This is a genomic window from Streptomyces luteoverticillatus, from assembly GCF_003970715.1.
GTDB classification, from domain to species: domain Bacteria; phylum Actinomycetota; class Actinomycetes; order Streptomycetales; family Streptomycetaceae; genus Streptomyces; species Streptomyces abikoensis.
Genome location: NZ_CP034587.1, coordinates 1,161,250 through 1,178,190, shown reverse-complemented (window position 1 = coordinate 1,178,190; position 16,941 = coordinate 1,161,250). Strand labels below are relative to the sequence as shown.

The following is a 16,941-nucleotide window of genomic DNA, read 5'->3' as shown; positions in this document are numbered from 1 at the left end:
GGGTGGGGGCCGGTCCGGCGCTACGGCGCCGGACCGGCCCCTTCGTGTCGTACGCCACCGTGCGGCGTTCCGGGCGAGGGCGGTGCCGCCGGGTCAGGCGGCGGTCACCACCTGGTCGGTGCCCAGCGCCCGGTGCGGGGCGATGATCTGTCCGTCCGGCAGCAGCTCACCGGTGTCCTCGAAGCAGAGGACGCCATTGCACAGAAGACTCCATCCCTGCTCCGGGTAGGCGGCCACGAGGTGGGCGGCCTCCCGGTCGGCGGAGTCGGCTGACGGGCACGTGGGCTGGTGCGGGCACATGGAAGTTATCTTTCGCTCTGATGTGGTGGCTGTCCTGCGGCTCGACGCGTCGCTCATGCCGCCCCCCGTTGTCATCGTCGGTCGGTCCCAGTCTTGCCCTACGGGCCTCGTTCCGCAGGGATTTCCCAGGGACGCTCCTCACAGGGTGATGACGCGTCACCCGCGCGGGCGGTTGCTCCCAACTGGACGGTCCCTTCGGGGGGTTCGGAATGGCCGCAACGGACTAGCCCGGACGGGTGAAGGGTGGGGGCAGCGGTGCGCCCCGCGACTCCCCTGGTGCGGGGAGGCGCGGGGCGCGACGGCTCCGGAGTCCGTCGGAGTACGGTCCTGCGGTCGTCAGGCCGTCGCCCGCAGCCGGTGCGGGGGCGCCAGCCGGGGCGTCAGCGCGGGCAGCAGATCGGCGGCCCGGTGCGGGCGGTGGGCCGCGATGCCGGGCGGCGCCGGGGCGAGGGGGACGAGCAGATCACCTGGGGCGAACAGCTCGGAGGCGGCGTCGGCCGTGATGTCCGCGTGCAGCCAGAGGGTGAGCATGTAGAGCTCGGGCACCGACAGCAGTCGTGGCTGGTACGCGGTGGTCAGCGCCTCGGCCTGGCGCAGGGCCAGCTCGGTGGAGGCCACGTACGGTCCCTCGCAGAAGTGGGAGAACGCCCAGCCGTCGGCGGTGAGCACGGCCTCGCCGGCCGCCACGGCCCGTTCCCCCTCCTTGATCTGGAACCGCCAGCCGGTCAGCCGGGTGCGCGGCACCCCACCGGGCTTGCCCGCCCGCTCCAGCAGGTGGACGGGCAGCGGGAGTTCGGTGCTGAGCGGGGTCCGGGCGGACCGCAACGAGGGGGTGCGGGCCTCACGGACGGCGGTGGGGGAACCGAGGGCGGTGAGGACCGTGCGGAGGGCAGGCGCGGGAGCAGGGGGAACATGCAGCGGCATGGTGGGTCGCCTCTCGCTCAGGAAAGACACGGGGGTGCGGGGCGGGGTGCGGACGACGCTGTCGGCGTGCGGGGTCAGAGGGGGGCCGGGACCGACTCCGGGGCGCCTACTCTCTGCCTCATTCCGGAGTTTATACGACACTTGTTCACATGATGTTTCGGCTAGCTGTCGCGGGTATTTCCGGCAAGAACAATTCAGGTCCCGATCCCGGGGGGATTTCGGTGTTTTTGTGAAGGCCGCGCGCCCATGACCTCGGCTTCGTCACCGTATACGGTGGGCCGGATCCGATCGGTGTTTATCACCAGCGCATTGCGCCCCGCCAGCCGCTTGTTCCATGCCGACGGAATGTGCCGGAGCGCACCGGGTGAGAGCCTATCGCTTCCCCGTGCGCCGCGGGGCGTTATGGATCGTCCCGCCTGGGCATCATCGACCGTGACAAGAGGCCGGTGCGGCGGGCGGCCCGTCCGGGAGGGAGGCTTCGCATGGGGGAGAAGGTCGCGGCCCTGGGGTTCGACCTCGCCGACCGGCAGCGCCACCGGGAGAAGCTCCGGCGGTGTCTGGACGGGCTGGCGAGACTGCTGGAGGAGAAGCGCTTCGACCGCCCCCGCAATCTCATGGGGCTGGAGATCGAGCTGAATCTCGCGGGCCCCGACGGTATGCCGAGCATGGTGAATGCCGAGGTACTGGAGCGTATCGCCAGCCGGGATTTCCAGACCGAACTCGGGCGATTCAACCTGGAAGTGAACATCGTCCCGCACCGGCTCTCGGGAAGGGTTCTCGACCAGCTCGCCGAGGAACTGCGCACGGGCCTGTCCTACGCGGACCGCAGGGCCATGGAAGTGGGCTCCGGCATCGTCATGATCGGAATACTGCCCACGCTCACCGACCGGGACCTGGTCCATGCGAACCTCTCCGCCGCCGACCGGTACTTCCTGCTCAACGACCAGGTCGTGGCCGCCCGGGGCGAGGAGTTCACCATCGACATCGCCGGTGTGGAGCGGCTGACCTGCACCGCGCGCTCCATCGCCCCGGAGGCCGCCTGCACCTCCGTCCAGCTCCATCTCCAGGTCACCCCGGGCCGGTTCGCCGCCGTGTGGAACGCCGCCCAGGCCGTCGCGGCGGTACAGATCGCCGTCGGCGCCAACTCGCCCTTCCTCTTCGGCCGCGAGCTGTGGCGCGAGTCCCGGCCGCCGCTGTTCGTGCAGTCCACGGACACCCGCCCGCCCGAGCTACGGGCCCAGGGGGTCCGGCCGCGCACCTGGTTCGGGGAGCGCTGGGTCTCCTCGGCGTACGAGCTCTTCGAGGAGAACCTCCGCTTCTTCCCCCCGCTGCTGCCCATATCCGGGGAGGAGGACCCGCTGCGCGTCCTGGACGCGGGCGGTGTCCCGGAGCTCGCCGAACTGACCCTGCACAACGGCACGGTCTACCGCTGGAACCGGCCCGTCTACGGCATCGCCGACGGCGTCCCCCACCTCCGGGTGGAGAACCGCGTCCTGCCGGCCGGGCCCACCGTCACCGATGTCATCGCCAATGTGGCGTTCTACTACGGGCTGGTCCGCACCCTCGCCGAGGAGCCCCGGCCGGTGTGGTCCCGGATGCCGTTCGGCGTCGCCGCCGACAACTTCGACACCGCCTGCCGCGACGGCATCGACGCCGTCCTGCGCTGGCCCCGGGCGGGCCGGACGGGCGTCCTCGCGCGGGTCCCGGCCGTCCGGCTCGTCCTGGAGGAGCTCCTGCCGATGGCCTCGGCCGGGCTGGACGCGTGGGGAGTGGAGCCCGCCGACCGCGACCACTACCTCGGGGTCGTCGAGGAACGCTGTCTGCGCCGCGTCAACGGGGCCTCCTGGCAGGCCGCCGCCTACCACCGCGCGCTGGAGCACGGCCTGGACCGGGAGCGCGCCCTCGCCGTCACGACCCGCCGCTACCGCGAGCTGATGCACACCGGCGAGCCCGTCCACACCTGGCCCACGGACGCGCCCGCCCTGTGACCCCTCTCTTTTTGGCCTTTCCTTTTTGGCCTTCCGGGGCGTCGTGTCTCTTTTTAGCCTTCCGGGGCGTCGCGGCACCCCTGTGCGCGGCGACGTGGCGGCGTCGGGCAAGCTGTGACCGTCGTGAGGACGGGCAGCTGGGAGGCGACGGTGCGGCAGAACGCTCGGGACGGCGGCGCGGGCATCCGGCCGGAGGCGCCCTCCGGGCCGGCGTCCGGCGCCGGGCCCGACCGGCGCGTGCTGCGCTCGGAGACGCTGATCGTCCTTGCGCTCTCGCTCGGCGCCAGCGCGGTCTCGGCGCTGATCAGCTTCGTCGGCGCGGCCACCAGGCCGGGCGGCCTCAAGCACCAGGCGGCCACCCTCAACGCCTCGCACGCCCCCGGCCGCCCCTGGCTCGACCTCGCCTGGCAGCTCTTCGGCATCGCGACCGCGCTCGTGCCCGTCCTCCTGGTGGCGCACCTGCTCACCCGCGAGGGCGCGGGGCTGCGGAGCATCGGCTTCGACCGGACGCGGCCCGGCACCGACCTGGCCCGGGGCGCGGCGGTCGCGGCCGTCATCGGCGGCAGCGGCCTGCTGTTCTACCTCGCCGTCCGGGCGGCGGGCTTCAACCTGACCGTCGTACCGGAGAACCTGCCCGACGTCTGGTGGCGGATCCCGGTGCTGATCGCCTCCGCCGCGCAGAACGCGGTGCTGGAGGAGGTCGTGGTCGTCGGCTACCTGCTGCGCAGGCTGGGACAACTGGGCTGGACCCCGGCCGCCGCCCTGGTGGCGAGCGCGGCGCTGCGCGGCTCGTACCACCTCTACCAGGGCATCGGCGGCCTGGTCGGCAACGCGGTGATGGGCGTGGTCTTCGTCCTCCTCTACCGGCGGTGGGGGCGCGTCGGGCCGCTGGTGGCGGCGCACGCGCTGATCGACACCGTGGCGTTCGTCGGCTACGCGCTGCTCGCGGGCAGGGTGGGCTGGCTGCCCACGGCCTGACCCGCCCCCGTCCGTTCAGGACCTATGCGAGCAGTTCGCCGTCGATGACCGTCACGGCGGAGCCGGTCAGCAGGGTGCGGTCGCCGCGCGGTGTGGTGCGCACCAGGCCGCCGCGCGCGGACGCCTGGAACCCGGTGAGCTCGTCGCGGCCCAGCCGGGCGGACCAGAACGGGGCGAGCGCGGTGTGGGCGCTGCCGGTGACGGAGTCCTCGTCGACGCCGACGTTGGGGAAGAAGCAGCGCGAGACGTAGTCGTAGCCGCGCGCCGGGTCCTCGGCCGGCGCGGTGGCGATGACGCCCCGGCGGGAGTGGCGGCCCAGCGCGGCGATGTCCGGGGCGAGGCCCCGTACGGTCGCCTCGTCGGCGAGCTCCAGCAGCAGGTCGCCGATGTGCGGGCCGGTGTCGTGGGCCGAGCGGGGCGTGGCGCCGAGGGCCCGCTCCAGTCCGTCGGGGACGGCGGTGGGCGTGAGCGGCGCGGTCGGGAAGTCCAGGGTGATCGTGCCGTCCTCGTGGGCGGTGGTGACGAGGATGCCGCAGCGGGCCGTGAACCGCACGGTGCCGGTGGCGGTGCCCCTGGTGTGCAGGACGTGCGCCGTGGCGAGCGTGGCGTGGCCGCACATGTCGACCTCGGTGGCGGGAGTGAACCAGCGCAGCGCCCAGTCGGCGTCGGAGCCGGGCGGCAGCGGGTGGGCGAAGGCGGTCTCGGGGTGGTTGACCTCGGTGGCGACGCCCTGGAGCCAGGCGTCCTCGGGGAAGCCCTTGGAGTCGGAGTCCAGGAGCACCACTCCCGCCGGATTGCCGGCGAAGGGGCGGTCGGTGAAGGCGTCGACGATTCGAATCCGCATGGCCGTGAACCTAGGGGCCCGGTGGGGGTGGTGGCCACGGCCAATTCCCGGAATGTGGCCCGGGATCGGGCCGGGTGGGGGCGAGGGGTGACGGTGCGGGGGCCGCCGGGGAGGTCGCGGACCGTGTCGTCGCGGGTACCACGTGACCTCCGCCTCGTGCCGGCGCTGCTGTGCTTGCGCCGGGCCGAGGAAGCCGCCGTAGGCCTCTGCGGCCGCCAGTACTGCCAGCGCTCCCAAGCGCACGCGCCGACTCGGCACGAAGGGCGCCGCTGCCACGGTGTACGGCGCACCTGTCAGGGCGGTTGGGGTATTGGCGCTCCGAGGTCGGCGCCTGTGTCGTAGCGGATGGGGCTTAGAACCCGCCCGGTCACCCTCTGATTCGGCGGCGATTCAGGAGGTCACCAGGCCGGCGGTCGCGACTGGTCGCCGCCCTCGGTCTCCTCCGGCCAGTCGACGGGGCCGCAGTCCGTCCGGTTCAGGATTCCGGGATCGGGCGGGTATTTCTCGTTGTGCGGACCCTGCCAGTAGGCCCGCCGGGTTCGCGGGAGCGGAATCTCCACCAGTCCGCCGTCGTGGATCATCCACAGGCCGAAGCAGTCGTCCTCCTCGTCGTGGATCAGCACCTGCACCGTCTCCGGTTGGGGCCACGGCAAGGACTCCAGGTGCTTCAGCAGCCCGGAGCGGGTCCGCATGCTCGTGAACTCCGCACCCCAGCCGAACCCCCAGTTCCCACCGGCCCTTAGCTCGTGGAAGACACCCTGCCAGGTGCGTGTGTCGTCCGGGCGCGTCAGCGGCTCCATGACCTCGTCCGCGTACTGGGCCAGCACGATGACTTCTGCGATTCTGCTCATGCCGGAATATCAGCGGTCGCCACAGCCTGGATGCAACCGGATTCCTCCGACACAGAAGCGCGGATATGTACCGAACTCGATAGATTGGCCGCATGACTTCGGTACTTGTTGTCGGTTACGACCCGCAGGCGATACCCGGCGTCGACGGGGAGGCCCTGCGCGCGGCTCTCGACGGGGAGCTGGCGCGGTTCGGCGAGCACGGCATCGACGCGGCCATGGCTCTGGTCGTGTTCGGGGAGTCGGCCGAGTCCACCCTGATCGCGTCCTTGGCCGAGCGGCCGTGGGATGTGGTGGTCGTCGGGGGCGGCATTCGCAAGACAGAGCAGTTGCTTCCGCTCTTCGAGCAGGTCGTCAACCTGATCCGGCGCCACGCGCCCCAGGCCGCGATCGCGTTCAACACGAGTGGCGGGGACAGCGTCGAGGCGGCACGGCGCTGGCTCTAGCCGGCCGGTCGTCGCATGGGCGCACCGGGCCGGCCGTCGGCACGCGGCCCTTTCCCGACCGTCCCCGCGTCCTTGATCACCCGGGGTGGTGCTTACCAGCTCCAGCAGTCGTGCGAGATCCAGCCGGAGACGCCCGTGGTGGCGTCGTAGGCCTTGTCCCGCCCGCCGTCGCCCGAGACGTCACGGTGGGCCAGGCGACGTCGTCGGCGTAGGCCGGCGCGGCGCCTCGCCCGAGCATCAGCCCCCGTGGCGCAGCTCCCGCTCCGCGACGGCGCGGAAGTCGCGCGCGGGGCGCCCGGTGACGTGCCGGACGGAGTCGGTGACGCGGTCCTCCGCCCCCTCGGCGATGGCCCGGTCCATGCCGGCCAGCATCGCGGCGAACTCCTCGGGCATCAGCGCGGCGAGCCGGTCGCGCAGTTCCTCGTGGGACAGCGGCCGGTGGACCACGGGCCGGCCGGTGACCTCTGTGACGATCGCGGCGATGTCGTCGTGGCTGAGCGCCTCCGGCCCGGTGAGGACGAGGTCGGTGTCGGGGGCGTGGACGTCGGTCAGGGCGTGGGCGGCGACGGCGGCGATGTCGTCGGCGTCGACGAAGCCGACCCGGCCGGTCCCGGCGGCGGTGAGGATGATGCCGTCGTCCCGGATGCTCTGGGCGTGGAGGTGGCCGCCGGTGAAGTTCTGCATGAACCAGGACGGCCGCAGCACCGCCCACTCGTCGAAGATGCCGGGCAGCGCCCGGTGGACCTTACCCACGGCCGGGCCACCCTCCGGAATGGAGGAGGCGCTCAAGAGCACCGCGCGCCGCACGCCGGCGGCGCGGGCCCGGCGCAGGAACGGCAGGACGACGGCCGCGGGGTCGGGATCGCCCACGGGCGGGATCACGTAGACGCGGTCGACGCCGTCGAGGGCGGCTGCGTGGGTGCCGGGGTCGTACCAGTCGAAGCGCACCGGCTCGGCTCCGGCCACCGGTGTGCCCTTGCGGCTGGCCGCCTTGACCGCGTGACCGGCGGCCGTCAGCCTCGCGACGGTACGGCTGCCGGTGGTCCCGGTGGCACCGATGACCAGCGTGGAGCCGATGGCGGGAGCGACACGGGTGGCCGCAGAGGCGTCGGCGGTGGTCATCGGCTGCTCCCAGTCCCGATCCCGGTCCCAGTCCCGATCCCAGTCCCGGTCGCGGTCCCCGTCCCGGCGAAGTCGACGCCGGGTTCGACGACGGCGAGGGGGTTCCAGTAGTCGCGGTAGGAGGTGAAGCGCCCGTCCTCGACGGTGACCACGGCGATGTACGTCATGTCGAAGGGACGATCGTTCTCCACCAGCCGACCGACGCCGCGCATCTCGGCCACGATGGTCCGGGGGTCGGCTGTCCGGTGGATCCGCAGGTCGGCCTCGGGGAAGTCGTGCAGGTCGATGTGGTCGGGGTAGGGGCGCATGTAGTCGGCGATCGCCTCCCGACCCGCCAGCCGCGCGGGCCGGCCCGGGGGTGCGAACGGGAACTCCATCATCCCGTCCTCGGCCCACAGGCCGACCCAGCCGGGAATGTCCTTGGCGAGCAGGAGCCGCAGGCTGTGGCGGTACAACTCCGCCGGAGCGGTCGATACGGGTACGGGTACGGGTACGGGCATGGGTATCCTCCGTCTCAGGAAATGCGGACCTCGGGTCCGGTTCGACAATACGGACCCGGGGTCCGTTTTTCAATTGGAGGAGCCGCGTGCCCGACCCCGAGCGCAGGACCCGCAAGGACGCCGCCCGTAACCGGCAGGCCGTCCTGGAGGCCGCCGACGCCCTTTTCGCCCGCTCCGAGAGCCCTGAAGACCTGACCATGGCCGACATCGCGGCGGCGGCCGGCGTCGGCAAGGGCACGCTCTTCCGCGCCTTCGGCGACCGCGCCGGCCTGCTCCGCGCGTTGTACGAGGCCCGGCTCGAACCGGTCCGCGAGGCCGCGGAATCGGGCCCGCCGCCGCTGGGGCCCGCCGCCCCGCCGCAGGAGCGCGTACCCGCCCTGCTCGACGCCGTCCTGTGCTTCAAGCTCGACAACCGCCGCCTCGCGCTGGCCCTGGAGGAGAGCGGAAGTGGTGGCCCGTACCAGGCGGAGCACTACGCGCGCTGGCACGCCCTGCTCCGGTCCGTGCTGGAGCAGGTCCCCGGGCTGACCGAGGCCGACTTCGCCGCCCACGCCCTGCTGGCCGCCACCCGGGCCGACCTCGTCGAACGCCTGGCGGACCAGGAAGGCGTACCGCGCGAACGCCTGCGCGCCCAACTGGCGGCCTACGCCGCCAGGGTCGTGGCCGCCCCTTCGGTCGCCTTCCGTCAGGACTGATCGGCCTCCGTCGAAAGTCGATGTCATCGGTGCCCCGGCAAAGGCATTGTCATCCGATCGGTTCCGATATATCGTTGAGGCATCGCGAACGATCGATGAAGAAAGGAGCGGCATCATGCGCTTCCAAGGACACGGTCATGAGCACCACGGCTACGGCCCCGGGCGCGGCCGGGGGGCCGGTGAGTCCGGCCCGGGCGGTTTCGGCGGGCGCAGGGCCTTCGGGCCCTTCGGGCCTCCGTTCGGCGCCCCGCCCTTCGGTGGGCGCGGGCGGGGCGGCCCGGGTGGCAGGGCGCGGCGCGGCGATGTGCGCGCCTCGATCCTGGCGCTGCTCAAGGACCGCCCGATGCACGGCTACGAGATGATCCAGGAGATCGCCGAGCGCAGTGGCGGCGCCTGGAAGCCGAGCCCCGGCTCGGTCTACCCCACCCTCCAGTTGCTGGAGGACGAGGGCCTGATCAGCAGCGCGAGCGAGGGCGGCAAGAAGCTGTTCACGCTCACCGAGGACGGTCGCGCCGAGGCCGAGTCCGGCCCGGGCACCCCCTGGGAGGACGCGGGGCGCGGCGTCGACTGGGCGGCGATGCAGGAGATCCGCCAGGCCGGCTTCGGGCTGATGGAGGCCTTCGGCCAGGTCTGGAAGACCGGCAACGCCGAGCAGAAGGAGAAGGCGCTCGCGGTCGTCAACGAGACCCGCAAGAAGCTCTACCTCATCCTGGCCGACGAGGGCTGAGCCCGGCGGTCGAGGCCTGGAGCGGGGCGGCCCGGGGATCACCCGGGCCGCCCCGCCGCGCTTTCTTGACGGCACGTCAGGGGGTGGGAGACTCCGGCCATGCCCCCGCTCCCGCGCCGCCGGCACCCCTTCCCCGCCCTCCTCCCAGCCCTCGTCCCCGGCCCCGTCCTCGCCCTCGCGGCCGTCGCCGTGTGCCTGGCGGCGGCCCTCTCCGGCGCCCCGGCCGGAGCCGAGGCCGGAGCCGGGGTCCGGGCCAACGCCGGCGGGCCGCGCTACCGCGACGCCCACGCGCCCGTGGACGAGCGGGTGGCCGATCTGCTGCGCCGGATGACGCTCGACGAGAAGATCGCGCAGATGACCCAGATCGCCCTGGTCAAGCTCCAGGGCGACTGCGGCGAGACCGGCGGCGGCGAGCTGAACGAGCGCTGCATGGCGGCCGTGCTCCGTGACCGCGCGGTGGGGTCGGTCCTCTCCGGCGGCGGCAGCGGCCCGCCCGTGAACACGCCGCGCGACTGGGCGCGCATGGTCGACGCGGTGCAGCGGTACGCCGTCGAGCACAGCCGGCTGGGCGTCCCCGTCCTCTACGGCGTCGACGCCGTCCACGGCCACAACAACGTCCTCGGCGCCACCGTCCTCCCGCACCAGATCGGCCTCGCCGCGACCTGGGACCCGGAGCTCGTCCGGGCCTGCGCCGAGACGACCGCACGGGCCGTCGCGGCCACCGGCGCCGACTGGGCCTTCGCCCCCGTCTCCGACCTCGCCCGCGACCGACGCTGGGGCCGCTACTACGAGACCTTCGGCGAGGACCCGCTGCTCGCCGGCACCCTGGCCGCCGCGGCCGTGCGCGGCACCGAGAACGCCGGGAGCACCGATACCGCCGGCGGCGCCAAGAACGTTGCCGCCACCGTCAAGCACTTCGCCGGCTACTCCGAGCCGTCCAACGGCCACGACCGCGTGCCCGCCGACGTCTCCCCCCGCTATCTCCAGGACACCCTCCTCGCCCCCTACCGGGCGGCCGTCGAGGCCGGGGCGAAGACCGTCATGGTCAACTCCGGCGCGCTCAACGGCGTCCCCGTCACCGCCTCCCGCCATCTGCTCACCACCGTCCTGCGGGAACAGTGGGGCTTCACCGGTGTCACCGTCAGCGACTGGCAGGACGTCCGCGCCCTGTGGACGACCTACAAGGTGGCCGCCGACTACCCGCACGCCGCCGCCCTCGCCGTCAACGCGGGCGTCGACATGGCCATGGAGCCCTACGAAGCGGGGGAGTTCGCCGACGCGCTGCGCACGGCCGTACGGGCCGGGCTGGTGCCCGGCCGCCGGATCGACGAGGCCGCCGGGCGCGTCCTGCGGCTCAAATTCACCTTGGGCCTCTTCGAGCGACCGTATGTCGACGCCGAGCGCGCAAACACGGAAGTCCTGGGCGCGGGGCGGGAGCTCGCCCGGCGCGCCGCAGTGGCCTCACAGGTGCTGCTGCGCAACGACAAGGGCGTCCTGCCGTTCGGGCCGTCCGTGAAGAAGATCGTCGTCACAGGCCCCCACGCGGACGATCTCGCCGCCCAGGCCGGCGGCTGGACCGTCGGCTGGCAGGGGCTCCCCGGCGGGGTGCGGATCCCGGGCACGACCGTGCTCGAGGGCATCCGGCAGGCGGCTCCCAAAGGCACGCGCGTCGTCCACGCCCCGGCCCCGGCCGACGCCGTGGCGCAGGGCCGCGACGCCGACGCGACGGTCGTGGTGGTGGGGGAGCGGCCGGGCGCCGAGGGCGGGGCCGACAGCCCCCGGCCCGAACTCCCCGCGGACCAGCGGGAGCTGGTGCGGTCGCTGAAGGAGACCGGCCGCCCGGTCGTGGTGGTCGTCCTCGCCGGCCGTCCGCTGGTGCTGGGCGACGCCGACGGCACGGAAGGGCTGCTGATGTCCTGGCTGCCGGGCGGCGAGGGCGGGCACGCCGTCGCGGACGTCCTGTTCGGGGCGGCCGGCCCGAGCGGCCGGCTGCCCGTCTCGTGGCCCCGGCGAACCGGCAACGAGCCCCTGTACTACCAGCAGTTGCCGGGCACCAACGCGGGCGCCGAGTCCGGGCACGACGTGGCGTACGACTTCGGGGACGGCCTGTCGTACACCGCCTACCGCGTCGAGTCGCTCGCGCTCGACGCGCCCTCCGTCCCGGCCGGCGCGGATGTCGGGATGACCGTGCGGGTACACGACACCGGGCCGCGCGACGGCGAAATGATCCTCCCCGTCTATGTTTCACGGCCGGTCGGCGACGTACTGTCGCCGCCGCGCAGACTCGTGGCCTTCACCAAGGTGCGCCTGAAGGCGGGGGAGGCGCGATCCGTGCGGCTGACCGTGCCGTCGAAGGTGCTCGCGGTCACCCCCGGCGACATCGACGGGGCCGGTCCGCCGCGCGTCGAGCCCGGGCCGTACGTCTTCCGCGCCGGGGCGCGGACGGCCGCGCTGGAGATCACCCAGGGGGCGGGTGAGGGGGCGCGCCCCCGAGGGAAGTCCGTGCGCCCCTGAGACGGATCCGGCCGCCCTCCTCCTGAAGGATGACGCCCCGGCGGGCCGTGCCCAACTCGCGTCGGACTCGCGAATGCAACCTTCCGGGGATGTTCTCATCACTCGGGACTGATGGGGTGGGAAGGGTGCGAAGCCGTACACCTGACACCGGACGGGCCGGGGCCCCGGGCGAGGATCCGCTCAGCGCGGAACTGGCCACGGCGGTCGTGGGCGCCCGCAGGCGGGCCGCGCGCGACGGCGACCGGCAGGCCGACACCGCCCACCTCCTCCACACCCTGCTGGAGGCCGACCCGGCCGCCCGCCAGGCCTTCGAGGGCGGCCCGGCCCAGGTCGCCCGGCTGCTGGGCTATCTCGTCCAGCGCACCATCGGCTACGGGCTGCGCTGGAGCGGCACGATCGAGGACTCCGGCGCCCTCCCCTCGCTCGGCGGGAGCCCCGTGCCCGGCTGGTCGCCCGCGGCCGCCGGGGCCATGCGGGAGGCTCATGCGCGGGCCCGTTCCCGGGGTGCCGCGCAGGTGGAGGGGACCGATCTGCTCGCCGCGCTGGTGCGCGACTCCCGCTGCCGGGCGGTCGAGGTGCTGCGCCGGGCGGGCGTGGACCCGGTGGCGCTGGGCGAGCGACTGGACGCGGCCGCCCGCTGCGAGTGCGGCTGAATCCTTTCTGCCGGGGGCTCCCGCGACCTTTCCGGCAAAGGCTCCCGCGAAGGGCCCGGCGAGGGCCCCGCCGAAGGGGGTTGCCCCGCGGCCACCCGCCCGCCTAGGGTGCCGATCATGCCGACGACCGCTGTTCTTCCGCCTCCCGCCGCCTAGCGCGGGCGGCCGCTTCCCGGATGACCCGGGCCCGGACGGGCCACGGGCCGATCGTCGCTGCCCGCAGACGGAGCAATCGATCATCGATGTCTTCCGCGGGAGAACAGAACAGTCATGCGCAACTCCTCTCTTCCGGCCTGCCCCGTTCCGGGCGGGCCGTCCCACGGCGTGCCCGGAACGGGGCAGGCCGGTCCCGGGCTGTCCGTCGGCCGGGGGCTGGCCTGCGTCGTCGTCGCGGGTGTCGCCTGGGGCACGGCGGGTGCCACCGCCGCGCTCGCCTCCGCCAGCAGCGGCCTGGGCCCCGTCGCCCTCACTTTCTGGCGCACGGTCGGCGGCCTCGTCCTGCTGCTGGCCGTACGGGCCCTGCGGCCCCGGCCCGTTCGTCCACCGCGCGCGCCCGAGACGCGGCGGCGCCGGGCGATCCGCCTACTGATCACCGGCGGCGGACTCGCCGTCTTCCAGGCCGCCTACTTCGCGGCGGTCGACGGGACGGGACTGGCGGTCGGCACGGTCGTCACCCAGGGCGCCGCGCCCGTGCTGGTGGCGGTGGCGGGCAGGCTCTTCATGGGCGAGCGGCTCGGCGCGGGAGGCCGGGTCGCGGTGGCCGGGGCGCTGACCGGGCTGGTGGTGCTGGTGCTCGGCCGCGACGGCGCGGGCACGGTGCGGCCGGCCGGAGCGGCCTGGGGGCTGGTGTCGGCAGGGGGCTACGCGCTGCTCACCCTGTACACCCGGCGCCTCGGCCGTGACGGCCGGGCCACGGATCCGTTCACCACGACGCTCACCTCCTTCGCCGTGGGCGCGGTCTGCCTCCTGCCCCTCGCGGCCGCCGAGGGCCTGTGGCCCCGAGCGCAGGAACTGGGGCGCACGCTGTGGCTGCTGGGGTACCTGGTGACGGTGCCGACGGCGCTGGCGTACGGGCTGTTCTTCGCGGGCCTCGTGGCCGTCCGGGCCACGACGGCCTCGGTGATCACCCTGCTGGAGCCGGTCACGGCGGCGGCGATCGCCGTGACCCTGCTCGGTGAGCGCCTGACCGCCGCGACCGCGCTGGGCACGTGCGTGCTGCTGGGCGCGGTCGCGGCGCTCGCCCTCGCGGAGGCCGGCGGGAGCGGGCGGCGGCCGCGGCCGGTCAGCGACCGGTGAGGTAGTCCGGCACGGGGATGCCGGGGGCGAGGTCGTCCGCCGGGACGGGGGTGCCGTAGGTCGTCGTCACGGGGACGACCCCGCTCCAGTGGGGGAGGCCCAGGTCCTCCTCGTCATCACCCGGGCCGGCGTGGCGGACCTTCGCCGACACCTCGGTGAGGTCGACGCGCAGCACGGCCGTGGCGGCGAGCTCCTTGGCCGACGCGGGCCGGGAGTCCGCCGCCCGGCCGGGTACGACCTGGTCCACCAGGGCGTCGAGGGCATCGCGCAGCTCGGCGGGGTCGGTGACCCGCCGGGCCGTGCCGTGCACCACGACGGAGCGGTAGTTGAGCGAGTGGTGGAAGGCGGAACGGGCCAGGACGAGCCCGTCGACATGCGTCACCGTCACACAGACGGGCATGCCCGGCTCCTGTGCCTCGCCCGCCGAGCGCAGGGGCCGGGAGCCGGTGGAACCGTGCACGTAGAGACGGTCGCCGACGCGCCCGTAGAGGGTGGGCAGGACGACGGGGGCGCCGTCGCGGACGAAGCCGAGATGGCAGACGTAGCCCGCGTCGAGTATCGAGTGCACCAGTTCGCGGTCGTAGGACGCGCGGTCGCGGTAGCGGGTGGGGGTCGTGCGCTCGGTCCGCTCGTACTGCCCGGCCCCGGGAATCGGCGCGGCGGTCGTCGGAGTCGGGGTGGCGGCCGTGGAAGAAGGCATTGCGTTCTCCATTGCACTAGTGCATAGTTGGTTTTGTGCTAGGAGAGTATCGGATCGAAGGCCGTCGCGCAGCGGACATCTCCGCGAGCGTGGAACGAGCGGTGGGTGCGGGCAGCCTCGCCCCCGGTGAACTGCTGCCGCCGATGCGGGAGTTGGCGGTGGAGCTGGGGGTCAACCCCAATACCGTCGCGGCCGCCTACCGCACGCTGCGCGACCGCGGAGTGATCGAGACGGCGGGCCGGCGCGGCAGCCGGGTGCGCGAGCGCCCGGCCAGTACGCCCCGCGAGCTCATCCGGGTGGAGGCGCCGGAAGGGGTGCGCGACGCCGCCGCCGGCAACCCCGACCCGGCGCTGCTGCCCCCGCTCGGCGAGGCTCTCGCCGCGGCCGCCGAGCGCGCCCGCCGCAGACCCGTGCTCTACGGCGACCCGGCCGTCGATACCGACCTGGAGCGCATGGCCCGCGCCGCCTTCACGGACGAGGGCGTCCCGGAGGGCCCGGTGGCCGTCACCTCGGGCTCGCTCGACGCCATCGAGCGGGTGCTCAGCGCGCATCTGCGGCCGGGCGACACGGTCGCTGTCGAGGACCCGGGCTGGGGAAGCCTGCTCGATCTCATTCCCGCGCTCGGCCTGCGCGCCGAGCCCGTCGCGGTCGACGACGACGGCCCGCTGCCCGACGAGGCCGACCGGGCGCTGCGCCGGGGCGCCCGGGCCATGGTCGTCACCGACCGGGCGCAGAATCCGACGGGCGCCGCGATCGGCGAGGCGCGCGCCCGCGAGCTGCGGGCCGTGCTCGCCCGCCACCCCGAAGTGCTGCTCATCGAGGACGATCACGGCCACGGCATCGTCGATCTGCCCCTGTGCCCCCTCGCCGGGGTCACCGACCACTGGGCGCTGGTGCGTTCCGTCGCCAAGGCCTACGGGCCGGATCTGCGCCTCGCCGTGCTCACCGGCGACGCCGTCACCGTCGACCGGGTGCGCGGCCGGCAACGGCTGGGGCCCGGCTGGGTGAGCCATGTCCTGCAGGACGCGGTGGTGCATCTGTGGCGCAGCGGCGCCGTGGACGCGGCGCGGGTCGCCGCCTCGTACGGGCGGCGCCGGGAGGCGCTCGTCGCGGCGCTGCGGGAGCGGGGCGTCGAGGCGCACGGGCGCAGCGGGATGAACGTGTGGCTGCCCGTGCCGGACGAGACCGGGGCCGTGGCCCGGCTGCTCCACGCGGGCTGGGCGGTGGCCCCGGGGGCGCGGTTCCGGCTCGCGTCGCCGCCCGGTGTGCGGCTGACCGTGTCCGCGCTGGGGATGCACGAGATAGGGCCGGTCGCGGACGCGCTGGCGTCCGCGACCGGCCCTGTGCCGGCGGGGCGTCGCTACGACTGAGCGGCCCCGTTCCCCCGCGTGGCGTCCCCCGCCGCCACGGTCCGGCTGGTCTGGGAAGAACGCCCCTTGCCCGAGCGGCCCTTGCTCTGGGTGAGGGCCGCTCCGGCCAGCACGATCAGCGCGCCGACCGGGGTGTTCCAGGTGAGCTCCTCACCGAGCAGGGTGACGCCCGCCGCGGTCGCCACGACCGGGATGAGATACGTCGTCATGGTCGCGGTCGTCGGCCCGACCTCGGCGACCAGCCCGTACTGGAGGAGGAAGGCGAGCCCCGTGCCGAGCGCGCCCAGCGCGAAGATCGCGAGCAGCGGTACGGCGGGCAGGGTGGACGGCAGCGGGCTGAGCAGCGGCGCGGCGACGCCGAGCTGGACCGCGCCGACGAGCAACTGGCCGCCGGACAGCGCCAGATGCCCGTCGCCGGTGCCCGACAGCGTGCGCCGGACGTAGATCCAGCCCAGGGCGTAGCTCATCGAGGCGACCAGGGCCATGGCGGTGCCCTTCGGGTCCTGCCCCGAGAAGCCCTGCCAGGCACCGAGCACCACGAGCACCCCGATGAAGCCGAGGCCGAGCCCCGCGAAGCGGCGGCGCGTCGGCCGGTCCTCGGAGAGCGCCACGAGCGAGAGCACCATGCCCCACAGCGGGGTCGTGGCGTTGCAGACCCCGGCGAGGGTGGTGGGGATCGTCAGCTCCGCGTAGGCGAAGAGCGTGAACGGAAAGGCGTTGCAGAGGAAGGCCGCGACGAACAGATGGGCCCAGGTGCGCGGGGAGCGCGGCAGCCGCTGCCGCTTGATCACCAGGGCCGCGAGGAGCACGGCCGCGCCGAAGAACATCCGGCCGAAGGAGACATAGGGGGGAGCGAAGCCGTCGGTGCCGAGCTTGATGAAGACGAAGCTGAATCCCCAGACGACCGAGAGCACGGCGAATTTGATCCGCCAGTCGAGGCCCCGGCGTCCCGGGCGAGTGGCCGTCGTGACGGTGGGGGGAAGGGTGGGGGAGGGGGGTTGCTTCGGCGTCGCGACGGTGCTCATGACGACTACCA

At 73.9% G+C, this 16,941-nt stretch carries 17 protein-coding genes; 9 read left to right on the top strand and 8 right to left on the bottom strand.

All coding sequences use genetic code 11. The annotated features are described in order from the left end of the window. Window positions 1-93: 93 nt before the first annotated feature. Both EKH77_RS04720 and EKH77_RS04715 read right to left on the bottom strand, forming a co-directional pair. The gene (locus EKH77_RS04720; RefSeq protein WP_189450841.1) at window positions 94-300 is read right to left on the bottom strand and encodes a DUF5999 family protein; all 207 of its coding nucleotides are present in this window, start codon (window positions 298-300) and stop codon (window positions 94-96) included. Between the two features lie 336 nt (window positions 301-636). Continuing rightward, entirely contained in the window at window positions 637-1,224 is a 588-nt protein-coding gene (locus tag EKH77_RS04715; protein WP_126913178.1) for a hypothetical protein, read from the bottom strand. Window positions 1,225-1,706: 482 nt separating this feature from the next. Here EKH77_RS04715 and EKH77_RS04710 point away from each other — a divergent pair, with 482 nt between their 5' ends. Together EKH77_RS04710 and EKH77_RS04705 are read left to right on the top strand one after the other, a co-directional pair. Further along, window positions 1,707-3,212 (top strand): glutamate-cysteine ligase family protein, encoded by a 1,506-nt coding sequence (locus tag EKH77_RS04710; protein WP_126913177.1) that lies wholly within the window; start codon window positions 1,707-1,709, stop codon window positions 3,210-3,212. Window positions 3,213-3,395: 183 nt separating this feature from the next. Further along, window positions 3,396-4,190 (top strand): CPBP family intramembrane glutamic endopeptidase, encoded by a 795-nt coding sequence (locus tag EKH77_RS04705; RefSeq protein WP_126917881.1) that lies wholly within the window; start codon window positions 3,396-3,398, stop codon window positions 4,188-4,190. A gap of 22 nt (window positions 4,191-4,212) precedes the next feature. Here the strand turns inward: EKH77_RS04705 and EKH77_RS04700 are convergent, their stop codons facing one another. After that, window positions 4,213-5,034: a PhzF family phenazine biosynthesis protein gene (locus EKH77_RS04700; RefSeq protein WP_126913176.1), complete on the bottom strand. Its 822-nt coding sequence runs from the start codon at window positions 5,032-5,034 to the stop codon at window positions 4,213-4,215. Between the two features lie 398 nt (window positions 5,035-5,432). Continuing rightward, window positions 5,433-5,885, bottom strand: coding sequence for a hypothetical protein (locus tag EKH77_RS04695; protein WP_126913175.1), 453 nt, complete (start codon window positions 5,883-5,885; stop codon window positions 5,433-5,435). A gap of 92 nt (window positions 5,886-5,977) precedes the next feature. Between EKH77_RS04695 and EKH77_RS04690 the strand changes: the two genes are divergently transcribed. Next, the gene (locus tag EKH77_RS04690) at window positions 5,978-6,328 is read left to right on the top strand and encodes a hypothetical protein (RefSeq protein WP_126913174.1); all 351 of its coding nucleotides are present in this window, start codon (window positions 5,978-5,980) and stop codon (window positions 6,326-6,328) included. A gap of 237 nt (window positions 6,329-6,565) precedes the next feature. Here EKH77_RS04690 and EKH77_RS04685 read toward each other — a convergent pair whose 3' ends face one another. Both EKH77_RS04685 and EKH77_RS04680 read right to left on the bottom strand, forming a co-directional pair. Continuing rightward, the gene (locus tag EKH77_RS04685) at window positions 6,566-7,450 is read right to left on the bottom strand and encodes an NAD(P)H-binding protein (RefSeq protein WP_126913173.1); all 885 of its coding nucleotides are present in this window, start codon (window positions 7,448-7,450) and stop codon (window positions 6,566-6,568) included. After that, entirely contained in the window at window positions 7,447-7,950 is a 504-nt protein-coding gene (locus EKH77_RS04680) for a nuclear transport factor 2 family protein (protein WP_126913172.1), read from the bottom strand. The genes EKH77_RS04685 and EKH77_RS04680 overlap by 4 nt, the downstream gene beginning before the upstream one ends. 86 nt (window positions 7,951-8,036) lie before the next feature. Between EKH77_RS04680 and EKH77_RS04675 the strand changes: the two genes are divergently transcribed. The 5 genes from EKH77_RS04675 to EKH77_RS04655 all read left to right on the top strand — a co-directional run bounded on the left by EKH77_RS04675 (window position 8,037) and on the right by EKH77_RS04655 (window position 13,835). Further along, window positions 8,037-8,645, top strand: a complete 609-nt coding sequence (locus EKH77_RS04675; protein ID WP_126913171.1) for a TetR/AcrR family transcriptional regulator — start codon at window positions 8,037-8,039, stop codon at window positions 8,643-8,645. A 115-nt stretch (window positions 8,646-8,760) separates the two neighbouring features. After that, window positions 8,761-9,372, top strand: a complete 612-nt coding sequence (locus EKH77_RS04670; protein WP_126913170.1) for a PadR family transcriptional regulator — start codon at window positions 8,761-8,763, stop codon at window positions 9,370-9,372. 99 nt (window positions 9,373-9,471) lie between these two features. Beyond that, window positions 9,472-11,886, top strand: coding sequence for a glycoside hydrolase family 3 N-terminal domain-containing protein (locus EKH77_RS04665; RefSeq protein ID WP_126913169.1), 2,415 nt, complete (start codon window positions 9,472-9,474; stop codon window positions 11,884-11,886). Between the two features lie 125 nt (window positions 11,887-12,011). Continuing rightward, window positions 12,012-12,539 carry a Clp protease N-terminal domain-containing protein gene (locus EKH77_RS04660; RefSeq protein WP_240667222.1) on the top strand — a complete coding sequence of 176 codons (528 nt, stop codon included), beginning with the start codon at window positions 12,012-12,014 and terminating at the stop codon, window positions 12,537-12,539. A gap of 270 nt (window positions 12,540-12,809) precedes the next feature. Beyond that, complete coding sequence (locus EKH77_RS04655) at window positions 12,810-13,835, top strand: DMT family transporter (RefSeq protein WP_126913167.1); 1,026 nt, start codon at window positions 12,810-12,812, stop codon at window positions 13,833-13,835. Here EKH77_RS04655 and EKH77_RS04650 read toward each other — a convergent pair. Then, complete coding sequence (locus EKH77_RS04650; protein WP_126913166.1) at window positions 13,822-14,535, bottom strand: pyridoxamine 5'-phosphate oxidase family protein; 714 nt, start codon at window positions 14,533-14,535, stop codon at window positions 13,822-13,824. The genes EKH77_RS04655 and EKH77_RS04650 overlap by 14 nt on opposite strands. 35 nt (window positions 14,536-14,570) lie before the next feature. Between EKH77_RS04650 and EKH77_RS04645 the strand changes: the two genes are divergently transcribed. Beyond that, window positions 14,571-15,905 (top strand): aminotransferase class I/II-fold pyridoxal phosphate-dependent enzyme, encoded by a 1,335-nt coding sequence (locus EKH77_RS04645; protein ID WP_126913165.1) that lies wholly within the window; start codon window positions 14,571-14,573, stop codon window positions 15,903-15,905. Here EKH77_RS04645 and EKH77_RS04640 read toward each other — a convergent pair. After that, a complete protein-coding gene (locus tag EKH77_RS04640) occupies window positions 15,896-16,930 on the bottom strand; it encodes a DMT family transporter (RefSeq protein ID WP_126913164.1) in 1,035 nt (344 codons plus the stop codon). The two genes, EKH77_RS04645 and EKH77_RS04640, sit on opposite strands and share 10 nt — an antisense overlap. Between the last annotated feature and the right edge of the window lie 11 nt (window positions 16,931-16,941).